Origin of the sequence: Allobaculum stercoricanis DSM 13633, assembly GCF_000384195.1 — a bacterium.
In the GTDB taxonomy this organism is placed as follows: domain Bacteria; phylum Bacillota_I; class Bacilli_A; order Erysipelotrichales; family Erysipelotrichaceae; genus Allobaculum; species Allobaculum stercoricanis.
In genome coordinates this window covers 533,662-560,634 of sequence record NZ_KB913034.1, presented here as the reverse complement: position 1 = coordinate 560,634, position 26,973 = coordinate 533,662, and the positions used below count along the sequence as shown (strand labels likewise).

The window sequence follows — 26,973 nt, the reverse complement described above, 5'->3', positions numbered from 1 at the left end:
TCCGGGATTCCATTTCCTGAATCCGACTCCAGAATGTGTTTCAAAACGGTTCATGACTTCTTTCCACCCACCAGAAGCTCTCTAAACAATTCCCGATTTTACTCGTTCCTTCATTGTCGCTGAATTTAAGCTGATTTTAGAAGGATTGAAAACATATGTCAATTAAATTGTAACTTTTTCAACAATTTATGTAAATAATCGTTATTCTATTTTCATTGTGATTCATTTTTTGAATTTATGCTTTAAACTTGCCAATTTTTAATTCTTTTGAAAATTGTACTTTTTACAAAATAACTTCATCCAAACAAAAAAGGAGAGTTTCCCCTCCTCATTGTTCTTTAATGATTAATCTTTTTTTAAAACTTGTAACAATGCAAATGCATTCCAAATGCCATCGTCTTGACATAACGTTGTTTTAACATCTGAAACAGCTTCAACTTCCTCGTTGGCATGACCCATACAAATCGCAAAGTCGGCCGCTTCAAGCATGGGAATATCATTTTCAGCATCGCCAATTGCAACAATGACATATTGATCACGATCTAAATTCATTGCCGATAAAACAGTTTCCATTGCATTCGCTTTATTATGGGCATTCCAAGTGAGTTCACCTCGATAGAAATCACTATCATCCCCTTCCGGGTTAAAGCGATGACGGTACTCTAAAATATCAAATCCAATTTCGGCCGCTGCATCTCTAAGTGGTTTTTCTGTATCGGCATTAAAGGAAATTTTTAAAACGTAGTTATAAGCTTCTTCTGTAATTTCAGACATCAAATGCCGATTTCCTTTGATTTCCATTCCTTTCTTTTGGAAATACTGATCATGACGATCGATATATTGTTGGGTCTCGTAAATTCCTTTTGCCGTTTCTAGGGCATATCCAAAATCATGTTCTTCTAAATATTGGACCATTTTCTTCGTCAGTTCTGGTTTTACAAAGAACGAAACCAAATGTTGATCTTTAGCATATAAATCCATCCCTGCCGCTAAACAATAACCATCTAATTTTGCATCCCATAAAAACTGCGGAATAAAATGGGCTGGTCTTCCCGTATTCACGAAGACTAAATGGCCATTTTCACGTGCTTGATTGACAGCACGCCAAGCTGAATTTGGAACAATTTGGCGATCCCAAAATGTTCCATCGAGATCTAAAAAAATTGCTTTTTTCTTTGCGGATTGAATAATATCTAATTTTTCTGGTTTTAATACTTGTATCTGATTACTCATGACCTTCATTCTCTCTTCTTGTTTATTGGTATTCATATTTTTGTTTTTCTTTCATCCTCAAGATACAAAATCTAAATCCAAATTTGGATATTTTTTGTTTTAATTCATCAAAGCGCATACATAATCAAAATAAAACTGCCGATTCATGTATCGACAGTTTTATCAATGTCTATTGATTTTGGGTCAATGCGAAGTCTAAAGATTCTAATTGTGAATAGAAGGTTGTACAAAAAGCGTTACGCCTTTTACTTCCATTACTTCAACAACACTTCCCACTTCAATAATTTGTTGATCGACTGCACGAGCAGTCCACGTTAACCCATCCACTTGAATCGCGCCCGTTTCATGTACATTATCAATTTGTTCAGTCACGATCGCTTGCTTGCCCATCATTGCATTGATATTTGTCGGGATCAGCTTATTGTTAAAGTGCTTTTGAACAATTGGCTTTGTAAAGATCAACAAAAGAATTGTAACCAACAAAAAAGCAGCAACTTGCCAAATGAGATTCAATCCACATAATGAGAAAATTAAAGCAACGAGCGCTCCTCCGGCAAACCATATTGTTGTCAAGTTCACCGTTGCTGCTTCAATCACAACAAAAATGATGAGCAAGATTAACCACAAAAATATGATTTTATCCATTTTATGATCTTCCTTTCTAATTGATTATTCTTTCTTTTTTTTACCCATTCGTGATTCAATCCATCAATAATAATTTTGGGATCTCTAATAAAACTTATTTCAATTATATCGTATTCGTTTTATTGGTGATATCTAAAACGCTCTAGCCTAGAATGGTCAATCGGCTAGAGCGTTGAGGTTAACTATTTTGTCCTTTTGCGATTTCAACAGCAGAAGTAATTAATCCTGCCATATCTTGCATATCCGATGGAATAATAATCTTCGTTGCTTTACCATCAGCCACTTTCGTCATCGCTTCAAAGCTCTTGAGGGCAAGTACGCTTTGGTCTGCCCCTGCTTCTTTTAAGAACCGAATTCCTTGGGCATTGGCTTGTTGAACTTTCAATATTGCTTCCGCTTGACCTTCTGCTTCACGGATCATTTTTTCTTTTTGAGCTTCCGCTTTTAAAATCTCCGCTTGTTTTGCGGCTTCAGCATCCAAAATCATCGATTCTTTTTTACCTTCAGCAATCAAAATTGCCGATTTCTTTTCCCCTTCTGCAACCAGAATCGTTTCCCGGCGTTCGCGTTCCGCTTTCATTTGTTTTTCCATTGCTTCGCGAATTGCAGTTGGTGGAATGATATTTTTTAGTTCTACACGCGTTACTTTAATTCCCCAGGGATCGGTAGCGATATCTAATGCGGAGCGCATTTGGGTATTGATGATTTCACGAGATGTTAATGTTTCATCGAGCTCCATATCCCCGATAATATTTCGTAATGTTGTTGCCGTTAAATTTTCGATAGCCATAAGCGGGTTTTCGACACCATAGGCATACAGTTTCGGATCTGTAATTTGAAAGAAGACAACTGTATCAATTTGCATTGTGACATTATCTTTGGTAATCACCGCTTGTGGCTCAAAGTCTGAAATTTGTTCTTTGAGCGTAACTTTTTTAGCCACTCGATCAATCAGTGGTACTTTGATATGTAAACCAACATCCCACGTTGCATAGTATCCGCCAAGTCGTTCTACAACATAAGCTGTCGCTTGCGGTACGATGCGAATGTTATTGACGATCAATAAAATGATAATCAACAACAATAATGCGAAAATGATCAATTTAATAATTCCCTCCATATATTGATCCTCTTTCTAGACCTGACCTTGAATGATTGCTTTTCGGTTTACTCGTTTTGCATTTTGCGAATGAAATTAAGTGTTCCCCCTGCTTGTAAAGTTGGAACATCATGTTCATCAAATTGACAAGTCAATTCATATTCAAGATTTTTGGTCAAATTCATTATGACATATGTTTTTTTGGGGTCCAATTGTTTTAAATTTTTAAATTCAAGCTCATCCATCTCATCGATCGTATCGTAATCACAAGGATTTTTGAATGTGAATGGCAAGATGCCAAAATTAATCAAATTTGCTAAATGGATGCGCGCAAATGATTTAGCGATGACTGCTTTAATCCCTAAATACATCGGTGCTAATGCGGCGTGTTCCCGACTGCTTCCTTGACCATAGTTTTCTTTGGCAACAATAATTCCCCCATGATTCGCTTTACAGATTTGATCAAATCCTTCTTTATTGTTTCTAAATACGAAAGTAGAAAGTTTTTCGATATTCGAACGATAAGGTAAAACTTCTGCACCGGCTGGCGCAATGTGATCCGTCGTGATGTTATCGCCAAGTTTAATCACCACTTTTTTAGTAAAGGAATCCGCCAATTCATCATTTAACGGTAATGGTTTAATATTTGGACCGCGCACGATCTCTACATCTTCTGGATGACTAGAAGGTAAAAGAATCATTGAATCATCTACATAATCAACCATTTCAAAATCGTGATCCTGATAATCTAAATTAGTTGGATCAGCAAACTCTCCCGCAATCGCACTAGCAGCTGCGACTTCTGGGCTGACTAAATAAACCCCGGCCGAATTTGTTCCAGAACGACCATAAAAATTTCGGTTAAATGTTCTTAAAGAGACCCCGTTTGATTTTGGGGATTGCCCCATTCCAATACAAGGTCCACAAGTGCATTCCAAAATACGCGCTCCAGCTTGAACAAATGTCTGTAAAGCGCCATTTTCCATCAGTTTTATCAACACTTGACGACTTCCCGGAGATACGACAAGCGATACATTGGGTGCGATCGTTTTGCCTTTAAGAATTGATGCAACTTTCATCAAGTCTTCAAAACCCGAGTTTGTACAAGAACCAATTGCGACTTGGTCTATTTTTTTATGGAGCAAGTCATCGATAGGAGAAACTGCATCTGGAGAATTCGGGCAAGCAACTGCCGGACGAAGTGTCGACAGATCAATGATTTCTAAATCATCATAAATACATCCAGGATCAGCAGCCAGTTCAATCCAATCTTGTTCGCGTTTTTGTTGTTTTAAAAATTCAAGGGTGCGCTGGTCGGATGGGAAAATCGAAGTTGTTGCTCCTAGTTCTGCCCCCATGTTGGTGATCGTTGCGCGCTGATAAACGCTTAAATGTTGAACTCCCGATCCGGTATATTCAAACACTTTCCCCACGCCACCTTTTACAGTGCGGCGTTTTAATAATTCCAAAATAATATCTTTTGCCGATACCCCATGATTGAGTTTTCCTTCTAAACGAACTTCAACAACTTGGGGATAAGGAATTGTATAAGGAAAACCTGCCATAGCTTTCGCAACGTCAAGCCCTCCCGCCCCCATAGCGATACAAGCCATTGCCCCTGCTGTTGGGGTATGGGAATCCGAACCAATCAAGGTCTTTCCCGGTTTAGCAAATCGTTCTAAGTGGACTTGATGACAAATCCCATTTCCGACTCGGGAATATAACACGCCATGTTTAGCGGCGATCGATTGAAGATAAGCATGGTCATCGGCGTTCATAAAGCCGGATTGCAAAGTATTGTGATCAACATAAGAGACTGATAATTCTGTTTTTACTTGATCCACTCCCATTGCTTCAAGTTGGATATACGCCATCGTTCCGGTAGCGTCTTGCGTCAATGTTTGATCAATTTTCACTTCTACTGGAGTTGCAAAAGTAGGGTTTTGATCCTCAATATGCGCATTGAGGATTTTTTGCGTCAAGTTCAGTTGCATCGTTTCATTCACTCCTCTTTTTAATTTGTGGTTTTCATCATATCAAATTTCTTTCAAAGTTTATGCAAAATCTTTCATTAAATGTAATATTTGTAGTTCTATTTACATTTTTAGTTCATTCCTCTGTTATACTGTCAAACACGCAGGAAAGGAATCCAATAAACATGAGTGCAAATTTAAAAGAAGTTTATCAAGCAAATGAGACCTATAACACAATTAATCCCGAATTATATGCTCAATATCATGTCAAACAAGGCTTGCGCAATGAAAATGGGACAGGCGTAAAAGTCGGTTTAACCCGCATTTGTGATGTGATCGGTTATGAGTTAATCGATAATGATAAAAAACCCATTGAAGGTGAACTGATTTATCGCGGGTACTCCGTTGCTGATTTAGTGAAACTCGAAAAAAGTATGCCAACTATTTGTGGCTATGAAATCACTGCGTTTTTACTCATCTTTGGTCAATTACCCACACCTCAACAACTCAAAGAATTCCAGTATGTGATCAAACACCATTACTCCAACTCTTTAGTTTTCTCCAATTACCGCACTGCGAATTTATTAAATGCGATGCAAATTGAAGTTTTAAAATTATTCGGACAAGATCAAAATCCCGAAAATGACTCTTTAGAAGATCGCATGATGAAAGGTTTAGTCATTCTTTCTTCTCTACCTTTGTTTGTCTTCTCCGTCCATCACAAGCAAAAAATCACCACCTATCCCTTACCCCATGCCGGATTTTCGGAAAATGTGTTGTGGATGGCGCGCAATCATCAACCTTATTCGCGCCAAGAAGCCCGCGTCTTGGATGTTTTGATGATGGTTCATGCCGATCATGGTGGCGGGAATAACTCAACATTTGCCAATGTCGTGATTTCGTCTACCGGAACGGATATTTATTCTTGTATTTCTGCTGCAATCGGTTCATTAAAAGGTCCAAAACATGGCGGTGCTGCACAAAAAGTTGGATCACAAACGGCGATGTTACTCAAAACAATTTCGAATGATGCGACAGATGATCAAATCGAAGCCTTATGCGAGAAAATCTTAGATCGACAAGCTGGCGATCGTTCCGGATTAATTTATGGCATCGGCCATGCTATCTATACAAAAAGTGATCCACGCTGTCAGCTGATTAAAGAGGAAGTTCGCATATTAGCCAAAGAGAAACAACAAGAAAGTACCTTCCAATTAATGGCGCGATTTGAAAAAGCTGCTATTAAAACGATGAAAAAGCGCAAAGGTGCAACCGTTTGTGCCAATGTCGATTTCTACTCCGGTTTTGCCTACCATTTATTAGGAATCGACCAAGCGTTGTATACTCCATTATTTGCGATTAGCCGTTGTGCCGGGTGGATTGCTCACCATTTAGAAAATCGCCAAAATAACCGTAAACTCATTCGTCCTGCAAATATTTATATTGGCGATCATCGCCAACTCAAATTGGATGAAAATGGATGTCCTGTATTGGACAAAATGGACTTCTAAATATCTTGCTCATGTTGAAGGACATGAGCTTTTTTCGTAGATGTGCACTCTTTTTTTAACGACTTGTACAAAATGAGTACAAAATTTTGTTTTTACGCAATCCAAATGTAAAATTCCATATAGACAAAATACGGATATATAAAGAAAAAGAATTGGAGAAAAAACATGATTCAAGATTGGAATAGCGTTGAAAAAATGGATGATTTATTTGCGGATGCAGGACTTCCAAATGATCAACACCAATATATGATCGCTTATTCTACTTTCCCTACCGGTGCAATCATTTTAGGGGGAGCGGGAACAGCGATGACAGAAAACGTTGACCAAGGATATGGTGGTTATTGGGTTTCCGTCCATACTGACCATATCGATCTTTTCCCACTAGCGAAATTAAACCGCCAAAATTCAATTATGAGTCCTGGTCGTATGGCTTTATCCACAAGCGATCCTTATACACTGACTCGCGATGAAATTAAATCGATCAAAATCCATGCCGCAAATGGAATTTCGATGTTCTCAAAAACGATTACAATCAATTTAAACAACGGCCGAAAATACGTTTGGTTAGTCAACAACAATGAAAAAAGTTTGCCTTTCCACCAAAATGGAGTAGAAGCATTTAAGGCTTTTGCGAAAACAATTTAAAACATATTCATACAAAAACTCTAGGCGCTTATCTATAAGCTATTCCTAGAGTTTTCTTTTTATACGCTCACTAAACCAAATCCTTTTTGTTGAATCTATATTGCACAATTCTTTGATATTTTTTCGAATCGATAAACATTTTAAAGATTACCATTTCAAATAAATAGATCCTTTGATTTTTGATTAAAAGAACAATTGCAAAACTATCAAAAAGCACATTTACAAATACAGAAACTGTAAAAATAAATTTAGTTTTTCATTTATCTAATCTATATTTTTTTGCTCTTAAATAGAAACGATTTCTTCTTTGAAATCTTCAATTTCTTTTTCCGATATTTCAGTTTCTTCCCAAGATGGTACACCATTTTGTACACTGTAATGTACTTTTGACATAGTGTCCAAATAATATCCTTTGTAATCATAATCAGCAACTGGAGCTTGACGTATATATGTAGTCAATTCTTGAGCTGCAAAATGAGAATTTTTATCATTTAAGCCACCAATGGCTGGTCCACTTGAAGCACAATACACTTCCAAAAGTAAATAATCCTCATTTTCATCGATTGCCTTGATGATATAACTAAACTGATTTTCTAAATTATTAGTGATGTATCTAGGATTTCCAAACAAATATTTTAGTTGACCTAATACCCTTACACAGTTTTTTTCAAAGTTTTCATCGAACTCATAAATAGAACAAATATTTGATGATGGAATATAATAATCAATTGTGGCGTTTGTATTTTCGAATCTATACATATTTCTTCCTCCTTTTACAGGTTTCTATGTATTCGCCATGAAAAATAAATCCTTTTATCCCCTAAATTATAAAATAATTCTTCCTTGTAAATGCGCATTTCCTTTTTGTTTAGATATTTTTTCTGTCTCTTTTGTTCGATAGTGAAGCTTAATCTTCGTTTCCATCGTTGCTGAATTGTTCGTAAGCGTCAAATGAATGACGTGTGTTATTAGAATAAAAGGCGCTGTATTCTGTTTGTAGCTAAACAGAATACAGCGCCTTAATTATTTGACTGAAGATATAAGTTTTCAGGAAGATTTTTAGAGTATGGAACTAACTCTTCCACTACTTTCTGTGGAATTTGCTCTTCTTTGTAATACTTCAATGTATTCAAAACGTGTTCTAGGTACATGAATGGGTTTAATCCATTCATTTTAGCTGATTCTAGCAGTGTCATATACCCAGCAGCCGATTCTGCTCCGCTGACACTATTCGAGAACAAGAAATTCTTTCTTGCGATCACGAAACTCTTTATTTTTCTTTCAGCTAAATTATTATCGATCGGATAAATGCCATTTTCTATGTATCTCGCTAATTCTTCTTTACGCTCCAAGAAGTATGTTGCAGCTTTATGAGCTTTCGTTTTCTCTTCGAATCCTTCTGCTACAATTTCAACTTCTTGCACTAACTTTTCAAAACGAGGATTGCTTAGCTTTTTTCTGGCCTGTGTTCTCTGTTCAGTTGAACAATCAGAAAAGTCATTCTCGATTTGATACAGTTCTGCGATTTGTTTTAAAATGGCAACTAAACGATTTAAAGACTCATGTTCTTGAAGGAAGGCTTGAGCTTTTTCCGGAATATCATCGGAATTTTTATACGCATTCAAAATCTTTTTCAATTGGGCATAATCATCCCTACAGTTAACGGCATCATAAAAGTACCGTCTTGCATGTGCCAAACAAGATAGTTTTGTGCATCCTGGATAGGATCTGTAGCCTTGCAGTCCATCTGTCATGAGTGCGCCGGTAAAATCTGTCCCAAGCATACTTATGATAAATTCTTTTTTTCGACTTTCATTGAACTGGTAAAGAACCATTTGTTGTTGTGCATATTCTCCACTAACTCCACAGATCATATAGGAAGTCGATCGGTCTTTTAAGGCAAGACACTGTAGCGGTGTTTCATCCATATGGATGACATTTTGCTTCACTAGATCCTGATTGATCTGTTCGCAGATGGGGATTAGATATTGTTCATAGCACGTCTGTAAAATATTACTCATTGTCTGTCTAGACAGATCTACTCCCAAAGCAGAGGCGTCCTTTTCAAGGCGGTATAACGGTGTGCCCATCATGAATTTTTCATAAGCGAGTCCGGCAACAAGAGAAGTTGTGGCAATGCTCTTGTCAATGAGATCTGGTTCTTTCGGTTGAGCTTTGACGATCATCGATTTTCCGTTTTCATCTGTACATCCTGCCGGACAAACCTTTTTTTCCAGTTTGATTTTTCTGATTAGGTATTGAGCTGGTTGGTATTCAATAACGGTTTTTTCCGAATAATCTAAATGGGACATCTTTCTGCCACAGAATGGGCAGAGAGTGTTTTCATCGAGTTGAATAACATCGATGATATCGGGTTCGTGGTTTCTGCAGTCTTTTCTTGGTTTGTTTTTCTTAACGGCATCTAGCTTTTTCAGATCGTTTAATTGGTTGTCCAACTTTTTTCGATGATTTTGGACTTTAGCTAAAACTTCGCGATACTGTTCTTCAGTAATCTCACAGGCTTCACGTTTTTCGTTCAAGAATTCGATTGTGTCTTTTTCCAAATCAGTTGGTTCTAAGGTATCTAAGTCAAAGAGTCTGAGTTGAATGTTTTCAGTTTTTGCGGCAAAAAGAGCGTTTTGGAGATAATTATTGAGCTCTTTTCTGCCTTGAGATTCGCAGACTGTATCAATAAGTAAATTCACGACATCGTTTTTGTCCATGTCTTTTGTTTGTTCACGAATCTGAGTCGCTATGTTAGTTCGGATTTTTTGTTTAATTTCAGGATCTATTCTTACCATAACTGTATTATATCTTATTTATGCATAATATGAAACTTAATAAGATATTATATTAAATTTAAGTATGTTAAATATGTGTTTTTTCATATGTATATAGTTCTTGTCAAAAACCCAGCAGAGTGGCCTGCTGGGTTAAATGTATTTTGGTTTTTGAGGTAAAAATTGAGGGTCTGGCACAATTGTCATTCCGGATAGTAGAGCTTGTAACTGTGATGAGCTGATTGTTTGATATTGATTTATTTCAGTAAAAGGCCATTTTAAATGAGATCTAGCTAGACGTTTATAGACCAACCAGTAACCATTGCCATCATGGAGGATTCCTTTCATTTTATCTTTGGTTCGGTTAGTAAAAAGATACAAAGAACCATCCGTTGGATCTAGGTGATAAATTCCCTGAATGATAGAAGCATAACCATCAATCCCTTTACGAAGATCGGCTGGTTTATTCACTAGAATAATGTTTTTGACTTTGGAGAAATCTATTCCAAGATCTAAATAGCCGAAATCATTCATAATAAAAAGCCCCCTGAGATAACTGATCGAATTATCTCAAAAGGCTATTCATCTTAATACCCGTCATTCATTTGACGCTTACAATTGTTCCGTTCTTATAATGAAAATATAAAGTGTTAATTATATTCCTCGAATTCATTCCATAATTCCTTAAAGACAGTCTCTTTAACTTTCTAAGTCATATACTTTTTCGAAACTTGCAAATAAGCATTTTCCCTTTTTAATTCAATACAGACTTTATATGATCAACAATCAAAAAATATCTAATATGTTTTTTATCACACTAACACGAGTATCTTAAGAATCCTATATTCCTTTCAGGTAACCTAAAACAACCAAAATAATTGCTTCTTCTTTTTTTCATTAAGCTTTTGTGACTTGTAAAACAAGAAGGCGTTTGGCAATCGCTTCTAAAAACTGTCTTGAATTCAGTTTTTTAGCTTCGACTTGCGGATTATGAAATAGCGTAATTAAATCGCCCGTCATTTCCCCTTCTTCAATCGTTTGTAAAGTTGCTTGTTCTAAGTGATTCGCAAAAGCGATCAGGTCATCTAAATGATCGAGTTCTCCTCGTTTTTTTAGCGCTCCTGTCCATGCAAAAATCGTCGCAACTGGATTGGTTGACGTTTCTTCGCCTTGTAGATATTTGTAGTAGTGGCGTGTCACTGTTCCATGAGCCGCTTCATATTCATAATTTCCCTCTGGTGAAACGAGGACAGAAGTCATCATTGCTAAAGATCCAAATGCAGTAGAAACCATGTCAGACATCACATCGCCATCGTAGTTTTTGCATGCCCAAATCATTCCCCCTTTGGAACGAATAATGCGTGCGACTGCATCATCAATTAAAGTATAGAAATATTCCAACCCAGCCGATTCAAATTTATCTTTATATTCACGATCATAGATATTTTGGAAAATATCTTTAAAGCGATGGTCATATGTTTTGGAAATGGTGTCTTTCGTCGAGAACCATAAGTCTTGATGACTAGATAAAGCAAACTCAAAACAGCTGCGGGAAAACGATTCGATTGAATCATCTTTGTTGAACTGTCCTTGTAAAACACCAGGCCCTGTGAACCGAGCAATTTCTTCTACGATTTGCTCTCCCGATTCTGCTTCAAAGATAAGTTTTGCGATGCCTGGTTGATTCACCCGGATTTCACTATCACGATAAACGTCCCCAAAAGCATGACGGGCAATTGTGATCGGCTTTTCCCAATTTCGCACGCATGGTGTAATTCCTTTGACCATAATCGGTTTACGGAACACTGTTCCATCCAAAATGGCACGAATTGTTCCATTTGGCGATTTCCACATTTGCGTCAAATTATATTCTTTTTGGCGCTGGGCATTAGGCGTAATCGTTGCACATTTTACTGCCACACCTAAACGTTTATTGGCATTTGCTGCATCGATCGTGACTTGGTCTTTCGTTCTCTCACGCTCATCCAGCGACAAATCGTAATATTCTGTTTTTAAATCAATATAAGGTTCTAATAAGATGTCTTTGATTTGTTTCCAAAGAATACGAGTCATTTCATCCCCATCCATCTCAACTAATGGGGTCTTCATTTGAATTTTCATAAGCTATTCCTCACATTGATTTATATTAAACAGTTTTCATCTCGTTTTCAATTTTTCCATTTTCTTTCAGCAAACTTTTTTCATCGTCTGTCCTATTTTTGAATTTTTCTTGTTCAATCATCTTGATCACTCTTTTTTTAAAAGAAAACCATTGATAGATCAGATATCTACCAATGGTTTTAATTAAGCAAGTTTTAAACCGAGCGTGATCACAAACATCGCAAATAAAATGATTGAAGTGGCCATCCATGCTGTTCTCGTTTTTGAAAGCATGGCGACACGTTTTTTAAGGAGTTCAATTTCTGTTTGATATAAAGCAATTTGAGTGGGATCGATTTTGCGATCTTGATCCTGGTATTGTCCATTTCCAGATGCTTTTTTCATCAACATTGTTGCGACGGTATTGGCGCCAAATTGAGAATTCTTTTTCATCGTCCTATTTCTCCTACTTGTTCTATATTATCATACTTACTCGCTTTTATTGCCAAGCAGACTAGAGAACAAAAAAAGGCAGCTTTGCATAATAAAACAAAACTACCTTAGAAGTTGAATCTATTATTCTTCTTCTACTTTTTTTGTTGGCTTTGTGGTCTTTAACGTCACAATATATGTTCCGTCTTCTGGAAATTCGCTTGTATCTTTTGGATCCGCAATAATTTCCAATTCACAGGGATAGCCTCTTTTTTCAAGTTCTTCAATGATCCCTTCTTTTCCCAATTGTTTTACAATACGAATTCCGCATGCGCAGTTTGAGTATTGATCCAAACAAGAGAAAACCCATTGTGGAATAGGTGATGCTGACATTTGCTTCCCTCATTTCTAACTCTATTGTTTAAACAATAGAATAGCCGTTTTATTCTACCCGATTTATAGAAAATGTGTGTAGCAATTGACTTATTTGTTCAGAATATCAACGATTTTTTGGTGATATTCATAGCGAGAGTCAATTACCCGTAAAGCATCTTGGGCAATATTTTTAGCGCGCTGAGGATCAAATGGCTCATAAACGCTAGCATAACGATAATAGATTTGGTCTTTGATTTGGTTTTCACGCAATACATAACCATAATCATTATTTCCTCGTTGATAATCGCCATGTTTGATATAAAGATCGGCAATATCCATTAAGACACGGTTTTGTTGATCAACAAGGTCATCGAACTGCGCAACTACTGCATAGATGAATCCTTCATAGTATTTAACGTCGTTATATTGCCATCCTGGAAGAATCGTATATGCCACAGTCATGAAACGATCAACTAATACTTTTAAATCAGCTGGGATCGTTTTTTCGCATTCAGCAAGCGTTGAAATTCCGTTTCGTTGTGCGAATACGAGGACTTTACGAACATCGTCCATTAAATCATTGTAGATCGCAGCATCATTGAGGCCATCGTTAATTAACATGCGATCAACATCTTTGATAATCTTTTTGGCAAGCATTACATTATCTTGCGCTTTATTTGGCAGTGTTTGAGCAACACGTTTACATAAGAATGGAATAACACCAAGGTCGAATCCATCTTTTTCAAATGTATACGTTTTGCCTTCTTCATTGACTTGGCCTAAATAAGTTTCGATTTGAACATCGATATCTAAGGCTGTTGCCAACTGATCTTTTAATGTATCAAGTGTCATGTCAACGCCTAATGCATTGAACATTTCAATTAATGTGTAATCATCAAGATCGTTATAGAATTTTTCACTATCTTGTGTGCATTGAGTAGTTCTTTCCATTGTTGAAACCACCTTTTTGCTTGCCAGGGCAATACGACTTGCCATTGCCGCTTTTGCTTGGACTGCTTGAATTACTTCTTCGAATGGAACACCAGGTACTTCTTCAATCATTTTCATAATTCGTGCACCAGCGTTCATTTCGTTGATAATCGCTTCCATTTCTACCTTGGCTGGGTTTTTCGCTTTTTTCACTTTTTTGCGAGTTGGTTTTTTATAACCTTTAGCAGCTAGTGCACCATCGGCTTTAGAACGAGCCGCTAAATTATTTTGTGCTGTATTTTCTCCTGCAGATTTTTGCGCTAAAGCAATTCGACTCGCCATTGCAAGGTCTACTTTTTTAACTGCCTTTTTTCTAGTTGTTCTAGGTTTTGTTGTTTTTGTTGTTTCTTTTTTAGGTTTGCAAGCTCTTCTTGTTTTTTTAGCCGGTTTTTCTTCCACAACTTCTACAGGGGATACAGTTTCTTTAACTGCTTTTGTTGCTAAAGCATGACGGCTTTCCATTGCTGCTGAAGCGATTCTTTCTGCTACAACTTTTGCATAATCTTTTCCACGAACTGTTGGCAATCCGTTATATACAATTTTTTTGTTGGCTTTTTTAGCTGTCGTTTTTGCCACTACTTTCTTGGCTGGTTTTCTTTCTGGTTTTGTATAGTTTTTAGCCGCGATTGCAGAATCTTTTAAAGAACGAGCAGTTAAATTAACTTGAGTATAATTATCTTCTGCAGATTTTCTGGCAAGTTCTGTACGACTAGCTAATGCAGCCACTTCAGTTGTGATTATTGGCGCTTTTTCAATGACTACTTGTGTCACTGCTTTTTTAGCCGTTGTTTTAGGGGCTTTTTTGGCAGCTGTTTTTTTCGCTGTCGTTTTCTTAACAGTTTTTGCTGCTCTTGTTTTAGCAGCAGTACTTTTTGTTGACATAAGGCAATCTCTCCTGACTAATCACCATAAGTATAACATTTTTTAACTCAGTGAATGTCTTGGATCAATAAAAAGTCAAATATCCATAAACGTTTTTAATTTCAACCGGGCATGTTTTAACTTTATTTTGAGATTGACGCATATACTGAAATCATACCAATAAAAAATATCATTGACATTTCATTTACTCGATTGAATCAATGATAAATATCGTTTCAAATCTCATCATGTGTCATTTGAAATCTGAATTATAGAAAGGATGAAAAATATACATATGTCTACAAATACTCCACCTGAAATCCCACAAACTGAACGTTCTCATAAACCCCTACGCAATTCCACAATGATCGGTATTGTCAGTGCCATTGGTATTTCTTCTGTTTTACTCAGTGGCGGGGCTGCTTATGCAGGTACAAAAATCGCTCAAGAACAAGCTTCCAACAATACCCCAATTGTTCAACAAGCTCCAAATAATGGCAGCACGAATGTAAATGTCACAACAATCGATGTATCCGATGTTGTCGAAAAACTTCGTCCCTCTGTTGTCGAAATTTCCACAGAATCTATTTCTTCTGGAAATTCAATCTTTGGTCAATATATCTCCCAAGGTGCTGGTTCTGGTGTCGTATATTCCCAAGATGGATATATCATCACAAATAACCATGTCATCGATGGAGCAAGTGTCATTAAGGTGAAAACACTAGATGGTACAGAATATACTGCAACATTAGTGGGAACAGATCCCCAAACTGATATTGCGATTATTAAAGTCGATGCGAATAACTTAGTCCCTGCTACTCTTGGTGATTCTGATGCCATTCGTGTTGGCCAAGCTGCCATTGCCATTGGAAACCCTCTTGGTTCGTTAGGCGGAAGCGTAACAACTGGTACAATTTCCGCTGTTGGTCGCGAAATTACAATTGATAACGAAACAATGACTCTTTTACAAACTGACGCTGCCATCAACCCAGGTAACTCAGGTGGTGGATTGTTCGATATTAACGGTCGCTTAGTCGGTATTGTAAATGCCAAAAATTCCAGCACTGAAATCGAAGGTTTAGGGTTTGCGATCCCTATTTCCGATGTCACTGGCGTTATTCAAGAATTGATCCAAAATGGTCGTGTCACTTCTCGTCCAGTATTGAATGTCACTTTGCAAAATATTGAAGACAACAACATCTATGGTGATACTGATATTGAACCTGGTGTTTATGTCGTTCAAGTCATTGAAGGCGGAACAGCTGATCGTGCTGGCTTAAAAGTCGGGGATCGTGTCATTTCCTTTGATGGTAAAGAAATCACATCCGCTGCTGATGTTAAACAAGTTTTAAAACAACACGCCATTGGGGACCAAGTCGAAATTATAATCAATCGCGATGGCAAAGAAATGTCTCTTACCGTTGATTTACAAAATTACGATCTTCAATCCTCTGCCAAAAACATGAACGCAAGCATTTAGCATTCATTAAAACTGATTTCAAAAGCCAACGATTTTGATCATCTTCAAAGTCATTGGCTTTTTTCTTTTGCGTGAAAATCGACAAAAAAATGGGACATCTCCATAGGTTATGTAACTTTTCACTTAAAGATGATTTCTTATCGCGACAATCCCTATTTGAAAATTGATTATTTAAAGGAAAACTCTTACAAAAATTTTTTCATTATTTTTTCTCTTTTCAACAAAGTGAAAGCTAAACATGCAATAATAGAAAAAACAGGAGGAAATTTTTAAAATGTCTCAAGATAAGATTTCTAAAAGAAGACTCATGCTCGTTGGAACTGGGTTTGTAGGGATGTCCTTTGCCTATTCTTTACTGCATGAAAAAGGTATTGATGAACTTGTTCTCGTTGACGTGAACGAAGATAAAGCCCGTGGTGAAGCTATGGACTTAGCTGATGGTCTGGTTTACGCAGATACTAAAATGAAAGTTTATGCCGGTACATATGCGGATGCAGAATTCTGTAACATCGTCGTATTAACTGCTGGTGCTGCTCAAAGACCAGGTCAATCTCGCCTTGAACTTGTTAAAATCAATGCAAATATTACAAAAGGCGTTTGCGAACAGTTAAAAGCAAACAAATTCGATGGAATCCTTGTCGTTGCCAACAACCCAGTTGATATTATGACTTACGTTGCTTGGAAAGCTTCTGGATTACCAAAACAACACGTTATCGGTTCTGGTACTGTATTAGATACAGCTCGCTTACGTGTTGAGCTGTCTGACTTACTTGGATTTGCCCCATCCAATATCCATGCTTATATTCTTGGTGAACACGGGGACTCTTCCTTTGTCAGCTGGACAAATAGCTTTATTGGATGCAAATCATTACTTGAATACCTCGATGAAAACCAAATTGATTTAATGCAACTCCAAAACGTCTATATTGATGTTCGTGATAAAGCCTATAAAATTATCGATTTGAAAAAAGCAACTTACTATGGAATTGGTCTTGCATTAAAACGTATCGTTTCCGCTATTCTCAATAATGAACGTTGTATCCTTCCAGTATCTTCTTACCAAAATGGTGAATATACAAAATATGGTTACTTCATCAGTACACCAACAGTAGTTGGTAGTGATGGTGCAACTCAAATCTTGACTTTGCCATTAAACGAAAATGAACAAAACCGTTTTAACAACTCTTTCGATACGTTAGTTAAAACAATTAATGAAAACCTTGGCGATATTATCGATCTTGACTAATTGAAAAGTCGATCTCCCAAAACGCCTAGATCAAATCACATAAATTATCCCCCAAAAAGTTATGAGTGAAATCTTCTTCCTCATAACTTTTTTTATCGAATCGACAATACGATGATCGAAAGTTAAGTTGTTTTCCTATGAAAAAAGGAAGTAAACGAATGATTCGCCACTTCCTATATATGCATTCAATTTTTATTTATTGAGCAAGATCAAGGGGTTGATGATCCTTGGCCTTTTGAATTAATGTATCGACTTCTTCAACCGTATCGAATAAGACAACACAAGGTTTTTGATCAAAATAATCGATGCGATCTACATGATAATGTCCCGAAAACCAAATTTGATAATCAAGTTTTTGGCGCATACTTTCCAAAAATTCATGTTGATGAACACGATCATCAGAATAATTTGCCATATTGTGCTGATATTTATTTGCGAGTGGATGAGCACTAAATACATCATGACTCAAGACAATATCCACTTTCCAATCGTGGGCTTCCATCGTTTGTTGGGCGTGCAAAGCTTCTTCTTTTGAGAAGATTTCAACATTCCACCAGTTTTTTCCAGCTTGGCGGTGTTCTACATCATGACTGAATCCGCCACCAAGTGCCAACCAACTTTTTCCAGCGAATTCATAACGTTCACCACGCATTAACATAAATACGTTCGAACGAATTTGTCTTACTTTACCCTGATTCCATTCTACAACTGGGTAATGTTCTAAAACGTCAAAATTTTCATGATTTCCTTCAATAAAAACCGTTGTCCAAGGTAAGCTTTCAAACCAATTTAGCCAAAAACGATCTGAGCTTCCTCCATCCCAAACACAGCCAAAATCGCCACAAATCACAAGATAATCATCCCCTGTCATCGTTTGTCCAGGGATAAATTCGCGAGGATTTATTTTGTGGATATCAAATGCGCCGTGGATGTCACTTGTGATATATACCATTGTCAACCTCTTCCATTCGCATCAAATGCGATTGATTTAACTTTATATCAATTAAAAACGTTTGTCCGAGATATTTTATGTTTTATTCTTTTTTCCTTTTGATAAAGGGAATTTCATGAAAATGGATACGTTTCCACTTTCCATTTTAATCTTATAAGTAGATTCATTAGTCAACAAGCTTTTTTTCTTTTCCTTTGCTTGTTTCCATTATAAATTTTGTTGCTCAACTGGCCATAATAAAAATGCAGGAGAACAAACATAATTAATTTGTTCTTCTGCAAATTTAATCTTTCAATTATAGATAAATCAGCCAACCTTTGCGCTAACGAAAAATGAAGAAACCGTTTGCCGTCGGGATCAAAATTGTTTTTCTTTCGATCGTCACCAATATCTTCAAGTCCAACTCTTTTGTCTTCTTTTTTCGCGATTTACAAATTGAAAGCTTCTATTTATTTAGCTGCCGCTTTAGAGAAAGCTAAATAACCTGCACCAATCAATCCAGAATCTTCTGATAAAGTAGAGCGTCGAATATCCACGTATGGAGCTACTGGTGCGAACACTCTTGCCTTAACAAGTTCTTGAATATCTTCAGCAAATCCATTGATTTTCATTGCGACTGATCCACCTAAAATGATAATTTCTGGGTCGGTAATTGCAATGATCGTTGCGATCATATTGGCTAAATGTTCTTTCGCTTCAGCCATGATCTTTTGAGCCACTTCATTTCCTGCTACTGCAAGATCATTGACTTCTCCGGCATGCGCAACTTCAAGCCCCGCATTGCGTGCCCGTGTTGTGATCGCTGTGCCAGAGCTCACTGCTTCAATCGCACCTGGAACGAGGTTACCATGAGAAGGTCCGCCTGGCCAAACGATGCAATTGGCGATTTCATGAGCAAATCCATGCGCACCATTCACGATTTGTTTATGAATAACTTGTCCGGATCCTACGCCTGTGGAAATCGTTAAAAATTGAACGAATTCTTTGTCTTTTCCTTCACCAACAACGGCTTCAGCAAGGCCTGCTAAATTGGCATCGTTTTCCAAATAACATGGAAGACCTGTTAATTCAGAAATTGTTCCCGGAATGGGAAGTGTCCACCATTTTTCACCTAAATTAGGCGTGCGAAGAATGTATCCAGTTTCCAAATCCAATGGTCCAGGACAAGAAATACCAATTCCAACGAATTCTTTATTAAATGTTGATATGAGAGATGCAATTTTTTTGAGAGTCACATCTGGATCTTGAGCATCTGTTTTGAATTGTACACGCTCGATCAGATTTAAATCCTCATCAATCACTGCAACTCGAGTATTGGAGCCACCAATATCGATTCCAATGGAATACTTCATTTTTTTCCTCCTGTATGTAACGAGTAATACTAGCTTTAGTTTAACATGCCATAAAATATTATGTTCTATTTTTTTACAAAAACATGTTTAAACGTTTCACAAAAAACAATCATATCTGCTTTAACTTATCATCAGATTTATCTTTGTTCATCGGAAAAAGACGATAGTTAACCTACGTTTTATTCGTTCTTATTTATACTTCATAAATTGTATTCAGTTACATGGATCAAAATAAAAAGAGGTTTTAAAACTGAACGTAATTCTAACAGATCAGTTCAAACCTCTTTTTTATTCTAAAATTTATTCAACGCCAATGATAAAAGAATAAACAGGTTGTTTTCCTTCGTGAATTTCTACTTCAGCGTCGCTATTGTCTTCAATATAAGCAGCAAGTTCTTCTGCTTGTTCTTCCGTTGCATCTTCTCCATAGATTAATGTTACGAGTTCAGAATCTTCATCTAACATATCAGATAAAAGTTTTTTCGTTACATCCATCATATCGGGTTGTGCATCAACAATGGCTTTTCCTAAGATTCCCATATATTGACCTGCTTTAATGGGCAGACCCTCATATGTTGTATCTTTGATTGCGTAAGTGACTTCCCCACTCTTTACATTTTCAATTGCTGCTGTCATTTCTGATAAGTTATCTTCTAATTCAGCATCTGGATTGAACATAACACAAGCACTAATTCCTTGTGGAATTGTTTTCGCTGGTAATACGTGAACATCTTGATCTTCCATAACCGTTGCTGCTTGTTGCGCTGCCATAACGATATTGGAGTTATTTGGGAAGATGAAGATATGGTCACAATTCATTTTTTCAATTGCAGAAATAAAGTCTTCTGTTGATGGGTTCATTGTTTGGCCACCAGAGATGACTTCATCAACACGTAAATCTTTAAACATGTTGGCAATTCCATCACCAGCAGCAACACTAATCAAGCCATATTTCTTTCGTTCTGCTTTTGGTGCTGCTTTAACTTCAACAGCATCATTTTCTTTAGACAAGATTTCTTCATGTTGATCGGACATATTTTCGACTTTCAACTTCATGAAGCGACCTTGGCGTTTTCCCATTTTAATTGCAACAGCAGGCGTTAAGGTATGAACATGTACTTTAACGATATCTTCGTCTTGGACGCATACAATGGAGTTTCCAATCGTTGCGAGTTCTTCTTTAAAATTGTTTTCTGAGAAGTTTTTAGCGCCTTGTTCACTTAACTGTAAGATGAATTCAGTACAGAAACCAAATTCACCTTCACCTTCAATTTTAGCTTGGCTACTTGGTTCGCTTGAAGCTTTTGTCGCAGAAGCATCTAATTCAACAGGATTGCCTTCTAGTGCTTTGAGCATCCCATCAAAAATAGAAAGTAAACCAGCTCCACCTGAGTCAACAACGCCCACTTCTTTTAAAACAGGTAATAAATCTGGTGTCGTATCCAAAGAAATTTTGGATTCTTCCACCATTTTACGCATAACTTCGATACAGTCTGTGACTTCTTCAGTTGCGCAATATGCATAAGTATAATCAGCAGCTTCACGAACAACAGTTAAAATTGTTCCTTCCACTGGACGCATAACTGCTTTATACGCAACACGACTTCCATTGACTAGAGCGCTAGCAAACTGCATCGCATCCATGTCTTCTAAATCAGCAATCGCTTGATAGAATCCTCTAAAGATCTGGGATGTAATTACACCAGAGTTCCCACGAGCACCCATTAATAGTCCACGAGAAAGGACTTTGGCAATTGCCCCGACTGCTTCGTCATTTGTTTTTAAAGCCTCTTTTGCCCCATTCGTGAACGTCAAACACATGTTTGTTCCTGTATCTCCATCAGGTACAGGGAAAACGTTCAACGCATCAATTCTTGCCTGATCATTTGTCAGAGAATTCATGCCCGAACGAAGCATTTCTTTAAAGAGTTTCCCATTAATTCTTTCCATGAAGTGATCTCCTTATTCTACTGTGCGGACACCCTGAACAAAAATATTCACGGCATCAACTTTCACCTCGAGATTTTTCTCAATGGTATAGCGCACACGCTGTTGGCAAGCAAGCATCACTTCAGAAATGCGGATTCCTTGTAATGCCACAACATAAAGGTCAAGAATCAAAGAATTCCCGTCCTGGCGGACAATAACACCGCGAGAATAATTTTCTTTTCTTAATAATTCAGCCCAACCATCTCTTAACAGTTTTTGGCTAGCCATTCCAACGATTCCATAACATTCTGTAGCAGTACCACCCGCAAGATTAGCGACCGCTTCTAATGAAATATCGATAGTTCCATATTCGGTAGATTTTTGAATCGGCATATTTCCTCCAGTACGATCTTCAATGATCGATTTATCTTTGATTTAAATAGATTTTTTAACACATCAAAACTTTGCGCGCTTCGTGTCAATTGGATATTTGATGATGGTGGCGCAAATTGAAAATTCCGTAAAGACCACATCAAATAGACATAAAATGTCATTCAATATTATAAGCAATTTTCAATCAAAACAAAAACTCCTCTTACGATTATCTGTTACTATTCCATCATTCTTGAATATTTACTTTAAATGAAACGTTTTCAATGCAGATACCCAGGTTATTTATGGTTTGGTAAAATCACGGGATTTTGCTTTAAATATCGTTGATCGAATCAATATTCTTTTCATTTATAACGATCAAAATCCACTTTCACCGTTCATTTTCATCTACAAAAAAGCCTTCCTCCTAAACATCAACCTTTTTGAATAGGCATGATCTGGATGAAGACTTTAGATTTCTTTTGATCTTTTTATAAGAATATTTACTTATAAGCTAATATGGATAAAACGTATCCGTACTTGCGTCATAGGTATAGTAAATTCCTTCTGTTGTCGAATAAAACATCCCTGTTGAAGGTGAGTATTGAATTCCATCTACTGCTGAAGGTTGCCAATCGGCAATTGTGCTCAAATCCGCTGGTGGTTGCGGATGATTTAAATCCGCAATTGTTGGGGTTTGTTGCTCACTCTGTTCTGTATTCTGTTGAGTTGATTGTTCTTTTTCATCCTCTTTTGGGTATAGATCAGGGTTGATCACATGTTTTGGAATTTCACGGTTTTCTGCCCGTTCTTCCGGAGATAAATACATGTAAGAACAAGCAACTTTGTTGATGACGCCATTGATGCCATCAAATAGAAAACAGACATTTTCCCCTTGTAGATTATTGAGGACTTGTTGATAAGCGCTAATCATAAATAAGGAGTTAATCGATGTAAACACCGTATTTCCGTCCTGCAAAACAAGCTTCAACATATTTTTGTCGTAGCTTTCTTGCCAAGGTAATATTTCGGCGATTTTTTCAAAGATTTTGCGCGTTAACTTATCGGGATGGTCACTCACCTGCTTAGCAAGCGCATCAATTGTTTCTGTTGGCAAATCTGCCATTAAAGGAAAATGAACTAAAGATCGCAGTGCTGTTTCATTTTCGACTTTGATTCGTTCTCCCGTCGATGCAACTAAATAGTTCGCTCCATCTTCTTCATAGTAGCCAATAATCATCTTTTCATTGACGTTGATCGTGATATTTTGTCCATCTTTTACAACATCAGCTGATTCGATCAGTGGATTTTCCGATAATTGTTTTTCAATCTCACTTTCCGGAACACTAAATGTTCGTTTATTTACAGATAAATTGGCAATTTTAAAAATCTGTTGCGGAGTATAGTAATAATTTCCATTACAGATGAGTGCTGTTACTTTGGTATAAGGAGAAAATGCATAGACGCCTAGGCACACACACGCAAAAACGATAATCCCACAAGTTACCTTTTTCCAGGTTGCAAGAGGACGATACGCTTTAGGTTGCGAATGATCTTTGTTTCTACGCAATTTCTTCCGTTTCGCCATGCCAGTTTATCCTTTCTACTTCAGTAATCAAATGAATCCCATAACGATTCAATGCATCGTGTTGAATATTGCGAATCAAACGATCCACATCCCGTGCTGTTGCATTTCCTTCATTGACAATAAAATTGGAATGGATTGGGCTAACCATTGCTCCCCCAATTGATTTTCCGCGATAACCCAATTGATCCACGATCTGCCAGGCGTTATAGCCTTGTGGATTGCGGAACACTGATCCAGCGGACGGTTTCGACACTGGTTGAGTTGTTAATCGTCTTTGTTTACGACGATCCATTGTTTCTTGTATTTCTTTTTGGGGTTTATTTTCTAAATGAAAGCGAGCGGATAAAGCCACCCAATCTTTATGTTTTTGAAAGTTAGAATGGCGATACGTAAAGTCTAATTCTTCATTGCGCATCGTCACAATTTCGCCATCCTTAAGCACAGTCACATCAATTAAAATGCTTGCTAGATCCGATAAATATGCACCGGCATTCATATAAATCCCGCCGCCAATACTTCCCGGAATCCCCGAAGCAAATTCGAGTCCAGATAAAGATCTTTTCATCGCTTCGATACTTAATGCGATAATTGAACATCCCGCTTGGCAAGAGAGGATGTTATCTTCAAAATGGAAGTTTTTAAAATATTTCTTTAGGGAAATGACTACCCCATGGAATGGGACATCATCAATCAAGACATTACTTCCATTGCCTAAAATCAACCAAGGAACATCTTCTTGATTCAATAATTGAATTAAATCGCACAATTCTTCTGTTCCGTAAGCTTCGACTAAAAAATCGGCAACTCCGCCAATTTTATAAGTCGTATGTTGTTTCATCGAAACTGCACAAGATGTTTCGCCAAATGGTTCAAGTTGAGCCTTTGTTAGCATAACTAAGCCTCACTTTGATGCCCGGCGATGATTTGTTCGCCCCATTCTACGATATCTTGCCCTGCGTTTCTTGTGCCAAGTTGATAAGCATTTTCTTTTAAAGACAATCGCTTTGCTTCATCCATAAAGCCAGTTTGAATCGCTTTGGCTAAAGAATTAGCATTGAGATCTTTTTCTTCTAACAATAATGCAGCACCACGATCCGAAAGATTTTTGGCGTTGTAGTACTGATGATTTTCCGTTACGTAAGGGCTCGGAATAATAATAGCCGGAACACCTAGAGCGGTCAGTTCAGCGAGTGTCGTTGCCCCAGCACGACAAATAATTCCATCTAACATGGCATAAATGCGCAATGCATCCACATAAGGGACAGTATGCACATTTTTAAATGCATCAAAAAGCGTTAAATCCCCATCGTTATCTTTGCCGCAGACATAGAGAATTTGTAAAGAAGGATCGACTTGACCAAGGGCATCTTTCATTAATTCATTGATCGATGAACTTCCTAAACTTCCCATCACGATCATAATCGTTTTCAATTTTGGATCTAAACCAAGCGATTTGAAGTATTCTTCATCTTTAACCACTCTTGCCGCTAAAGAAGCACGTGGATTTCCTAACTCCCGCACATTGCGTTTTGACTCTTTAAAAAACTGTGTCGCTTTTGCATAACAAGTTACAATCCCTTGGGCATAACGAGCGACAACTTGGTTTGCTTTTCCGACTACAGAGTTTTGTTCATGTAACATGACAGGAATATGTAAATCATGTGCAGCCATTGCCGCTGGTGCACAAACATATCCACCAAAACCAATCACCAGATCTGGTTGTTCCTGGCGTAAATATTTTTTAGCCTGTCCTTTCGCTTTAAACATCAACCAAACTACTTTGATTTTGTGAAACACATTTCCTGTTAATCCCATGGCATGAACAGGCAAAAATTTGTACCCTGCTTCCGGTACAATTTTGGATTCCATGCGGTTATCATTGCCGATAAAGATAATTTCAATATCGGGTTGTTTTTCTTTCCATATTTGAGCGAGGGCTAACGCTGGATAAATATGACCTCCAGTTCCCCCGGTTGCTATACATATCTTTTTCATAATTATCTTTTAAATTATAACATGCCAACTTATGCAATTTTTTCAATTCTTATTGTTGACACCATCAAAAAGCGATATTTATCGCTTAAATTTAGATTTTACTCTTTTTTCTTACAAAGCTATCATTTTTGATCATGATTTTTAAATTGCTTTTTAAAATACACAAAAAAAGGCGAAACCTCAAAAAATTGATTCGTTTCGCCAATCATCATTGACTTATTTCACTTCAGAAAGAGGAATAAGTTCATTCCATTCTTCTAAAGCACCCATTAATACATAACGCTGATTGGATTGGAAGCCATAAGTTAAATCACAAGTTGATAACGAAATAAAACGTTTTTCTTGTGTATCCATCTGACGAACATATTTAGATTCACTTTGAATCTGTTGGAGAACTTCATTTTGATAATCACCAAAATCTGTTGTGTAAATCATCCCCTCATCATCGCCACTATAGTAAACATATGCAGTAACACGATAGTTTTGGGTAGGTGTCATCAACCAGAAATAAGGATGAGTATCAAAAAATTCCTGATCGTTAAATTTTTCTAAATTTGTAAACATTCCCCCAATATCCGAAACAGAATGCCCATAAATAATCGAGTTATCGTCTAGGAATTGCGGATTTGCAGCTGTATCTAAGAAGATCGATCCCATATCGTTATATTCGCCTTGTAAAGTGTGATTTAAATAATAGGAGTTATCTTCACCTTGTACGATTGGATAAGAAATATCTGTTCCTGGAATCGCAATCCAAGCGACCACTTGCGAATTTTGCGCCTTAATTCCTTCCCAATCCATCGTGAAGTACTCTTCTTTTTCGGGAGTTTGGTCTTCTTCATTTGCTTGAATATATTGTTGAAGCGCTTCGTTTTCTTGTTTGATTTGATGATCTTGTTTCCAAATCCCATACAAATTCCACGCTGCATAACAAAAAACACAAATCGCAGCTAAACCAATCAAACGGTATAACCAAATCAAAAATGTGGAGCCCTTTTTCTTCGATTTGCGACTAGGATGATTTTGTTGAAACGGATCAAGATGATTCGTTGGATTTTGATCGTGATTTATTTTCTTTGCATGTCGAGGTTGCGGTTTTTCATATTGAGGACTGCAAAAGTCCGGTTCGTGTTGTTTTTTCGATTTCATAGAAGTATTGTACATGCTTTTAAGACGTTTCCAAACAAAACTCTAAATTTGAAAATCTTTGCTCAATAGAAAAAGAGGCTTAAGTTCATTCCATGTGAACTCAAACCTCTTTGCTTGATTAAGATCTTATCCTTTTGGCTCAGCTGGTTCCTGGATAATTGGACCTGCTAGATCCGTTCGTAGTGGTTTTGCATAATAAGCAATTCCTTCAAACTTCCAACCCGCTTTGATGCGTCCTTGTAAAGTAGACACTATGAAATAACTAA

24 protein-coding genes and 1 other annotated feature (1 of these 25 only partly in view) are annotated in these 26,973 nt (G+C 37.1%); of the genes, 4 read left to right on the top strand and 20 right to left on the bottom strand.

The window, feature by feature from the left end; translation table 11 throughout:
- Nucleotides 1–123, bottom strand: a binding site (T-box leader) (it extends 100 nt beyond the left edge of the window).
- A 222-nt stretch (nt 124–345) separates the two neighbouring features.
- The 4 genes from ALLST_RS0102645 to ALLST_RS0102630 form a co-directional block, all read right to left on the bottom strand.
- Nucleotides 346–1,269, bottom strand: a complete 924-nt coding sequence (locus ALLST_RS0102645) for an HAD-IIB family hydrolase (protein WP_019892493.1) — start codon at nt 1,267–1,269, stop codon at nt 346–348.
- Nucleotides 1,270–1,437: 168 nt separating this feature from the next.
- Nucleotides 1,438–1,878, bottom strand: a complete 441-nt coding sequence (locus ALLST_RS0102640; protein WP_019892492.1) for an NfeD family protein — start codon at nt 1,876–1,878, stop codon at nt 1,438–1,440.
- A 178-nt stretch (nt 1,879–2,056) separates the two neighbouring features.
- Complete coding sequence (locus tag ALLST_RS0102635; protein ID WP_019892491.1) at nt 2,057–2,998, bottom strand: SPFH domain-containing protein; 942 nt, start codon at nt 2,996–2,998, stop codon at nt 2,057–2,059.
- Nucleotides 2,999–3,045: 47 nt separating this feature from the next.
- Nucleotides 3,046–4,971: an aconitate hydratase gene (locus ALLST_RS0102630; RefSeq protein WP_019892490.1), complete on the bottom strand. Its 1,926-nt coding sequence runs from the start codon at nt 4,969–4,971 to the stop codon at nt 3,046–3,048.
- A 164-nt stretch (nt 4,972–5,135) separates the two neighbouring features.
- Between ALLST_RS0102630 and ALLST_RS0102625 the strand changes: the two genes are divergently transcribed.
- Together ALLST_RS0102625 and ALLST_RS0102620 are read left to right on the top strand one after the other, a co-directional pair.
- Nucleotides 5,136–6,461, top strand: a complete 1,326-nt coding sequence (locus tag ALLST_RS0102625; RefSeq protein WP_019892488.1) for a citrate synthase — start codon at nt 5,136–5,138, stop codon at nt 6,459–6,461.
- 165 nt (nt 6,462–6,626) lie between these two features.
- On the top strand, nt 6,627–7,106 hold the full coding sequence (locus tag ALLST_RS0102620; RefSeq protein WP_019892487.1) for a hypothetical protein: 480 nt from the start codon (nt 6,627–6,629) through the stop codon (nt 7,104–7,106).
- Nucleotides 7,107–7,391: 285 nt separating this feature from the next.
- Here ALLST_RS0102620 and ALLST_RS09855 read toward each other — a convergent pair whose 3' ends face one another.
- The 7 genes from ALLST_RS09855 to ALLST_RS0102580 form a co-directional block, all read right to left on the bottom strand.
- Nucleotides 7,392–7,865: a hypothetical protein gene (locus ALLST_RS09855; protein WP_019892485.1), complete on the bottom strand. Its 474-nt coding sequence runs from the start codon at nt 7,863–7,865 to the stop codon at nt 7,392–7,394.
- Nucleotides 7,866–8,125: 260 nt separating this feature from the next.
- Nucleotides 8,126–9,907, bottom strand: a complete 1,782-nt coding sequence (gene tnpC / locus ALLST_RS0102610; protein WP_019892484.1) for an IS66 family transposase — start codon at nt 9,905–9,907, stop codon at nt 8,126–8,128.
- A 132-nt stretch (nt 9,908–10,039) separates the two neighbouring features.
- Nucleotides 10,040–10,420, bottom strand: coding sequence for an IS66 family insertion sequence element accessory protein TnpB (tnpB, locus tag ALLST_RS09850; protein ID WP_019891920.1), 381 nt, complete (start codon nt 10,418–10,420; stop codon nt 10,040–10,042).
- A gap of 363 nt (nt 10,421–10,783) precedes the next feature.
- A complete protein-coding gene (locus tag ALLST_RS0102600) occupies nt 10,784–12,007 on the bottom strand; it encodes an NADP-dependent isocitrate dehydrogenase (RefSeq protein ID WP_019892483.1) in 1,224 nt (407 codons plus the stop codon).
- Nucleotides 12,008–12,190: 183 nt separating this feature from the next.
- Complete coding sequence (locus tag ALLST_RS0102590) at nt 12,191–12,439, bottom strand: hypothetical protein (protein WP_019892481.1); 249 nt, start codon at nt 12,437–12,439, stop codon at nt 12,191–12,193.
- A 123-nt stretch (nt 12,440–12,562) separates the two neighbouring features.
- Nucleotides 12,563–12,811 carry a hypothetical protein gene (locus ALLST_RS0102585; protein WP_019892480.1) on the bottom strand — a complete coding sequence of 83 codons (249 nt, stop codon included), beginning with the start codon at nt 12,809–12,811 and terminating at the stop codon, nt 12,563–12,565.
- Nucleotides 12,812–12,901: 90 nt separating this feature from the next.
- Nucleotides 12,902–14,665 carry a hypothetical protein gene (locus ALLST_RS0102580; protein ID WP_019892479.1) on the bottom strand — a complete coding sequence of 588 codons (1,764 nt, stop codon included), beginning with the start codon at nt 14,663–14,665 and terminating at the stop codon, nt 12,902–12,904.
- Between the two features lie 274 nt (nt 14,666–14,939).
- On the opposite strand from ALLST_RS0102580, the gene ALLST_RS0102575 reads away from it, so the two are divergent.
- Together ALLST_RS0102575 and ALLST_RS0102570 are read left to right on the top strand one after the other, a co-directional pair.
- On the top strand, nt 14,940–16,124 hold the full coding sequence (locus ALLST_RS0102575) for a S1C family serine protease (RefSeq protein WP_019892478.1): 1,185 nt from the start codon (nt 14,940–14,942) through the stop codon (nt 16,122–16,124).
- 274 nt (nt 16,125–16,398) lie between these two features.
- Complete coding sequence (locus ALLST_RS0102570) at nt 16,399–17,370, top strand: L-lactate dehydrogenase (protein ID WP_019892476.1); 972 nt, start codon at nt 16,399–16,401, stop codon at nt 17,368–17,370.
- Nucleotides 17,371–17,566: 196 nt separating this feature from the next.
- Here ALLST_RS0102570 and ALLST_RS0102565 read toward each other — a convergent pair whose 3' ends face one another.
- The 9 genes from ALLST_RS0102565 to ALLST_RS11760 all read right to left on the bottom strand — a co-directional run bounded on the left by ALLST_RS0102565 (nt 17,567) and on the right by ALLST_RS11760 (nt 26,959).
- Nucleotides 17,567–18,322, bottom strand: coding sequence for a metallophosphoesterase family protein (locus tag ALLST_RS0102565; protein ID WP_019892475.1), 756 nt, complete (start codon nt 18,320–18,322; stop codon nt 17,567–17,569).
- Between the two features lie 449 nt (nt 18,323–18,771).
- On the bottom strand, nt 18,772–19,674 hold the full coding sequence (locus ALLST_RS0102560) for an ROK family protein (RefSeq protein ID WP_019892473.1): 903 nt from the start codon (nt 19,672–19,674) through the stop codon (nt 18,772–18,774).
- A 300-nt stretch (nt 19,675–19,974) separates the two neighbouring features.
- The gene (locus ALLST_RS0102555; protein WP_019892472.1) at nt 19,975–21,624 is read right to left on the bottom strand and encodes a fatty acid kinase ATP-binding subunit FakA; all 1,650 of its coding nucleotides are present in this window, start codon (nt 21,622–21,624) and stop codon (nt 19,975–19,977) included.
- Between the two features lie 12 nt (nt 21,625–21,636).
- Nucleotides 21,637–21,996 carry an Asp23/Gls24 family envelope stress response protein gene (locus ALLST_RS0102550; protein WP_019892471.1) on the bottom strand — a complete coding sequence of 120 codons (360 nt, stop codon included), beginning with the start codon at nt 21,994–21,996 and terminating at the stop codon, nt 21,637–21,639.
- 493 nt (nt 21,997–22,489) lie between these two features.
- The gene (locus tag ALLST_RS0102545; protein ID WP_019892470.1) at nt 22,490–23,563 is read right to left on the bottom strand and encodes an FtsQ-type POTRA domain-containing protein; all 1,074 of its coding nucleotides are present in this window, start codon (nt 23,561–23,563) and stop codon (nt 22,490–22,492) included.
- Nucleotides 23,538–24,455, bottom strand: a complete 918-nt coding sequence (murB, locus tag ALLST_RS0102540) for a UDP-N-acetylmuramate dehydrogenase (protein ID WP_019892469.1) — start codon at nt 24,453–24,455, stop codon at nt 23,538–23,540. The genes ALLST_RS0102545 and murB overlap by 26 nt, the downstream gene beginning before the upstream one ends.
- 2 nt (nt 24,456–24,457) lie before the next feature.
- On the bottom strand, nt 24,458–25,558 hold the full coding sequence (murG, locus tag ALLST_RS0102535; RefSeq protein WP_019892468.1) for an undecaprenyldiphospho-muramoylpentapeptide beta-N-acetylglucosaminyltransferase: 1,101 nt from the start codon (nt 25,556–25,558) through the stop codon (nt 24,458–24,460).
- A 216-nt stretch (nt 25,559–25,774) separates the two neighbouring features.
- A complete protein-coding gene (gene srtB / locus ALLST_RS0102530; RefSeq protein ID WP_026472745.1) occupies nt 25,775–26,539 on the bottom strand; it encodes a class B sortase in 765 nt (254 codons plus the stop codon).
- A 294-nt stretch (nt 26,540–26,833) separates the two neighbouring features.
- Nucleotides 26,834–26,959 (bottom strand): hypothetical protein, encoded by a 126-nt coding sequence (locus tag ALLST_RS11760; protein WP_281166746.1) that lies wholly within the window; start codon nt 26,957–26,959, stop codon nt 26,834–26,836.
- Nucleotides 26,960–26,973: the final 14 nt, after the last annotated feature.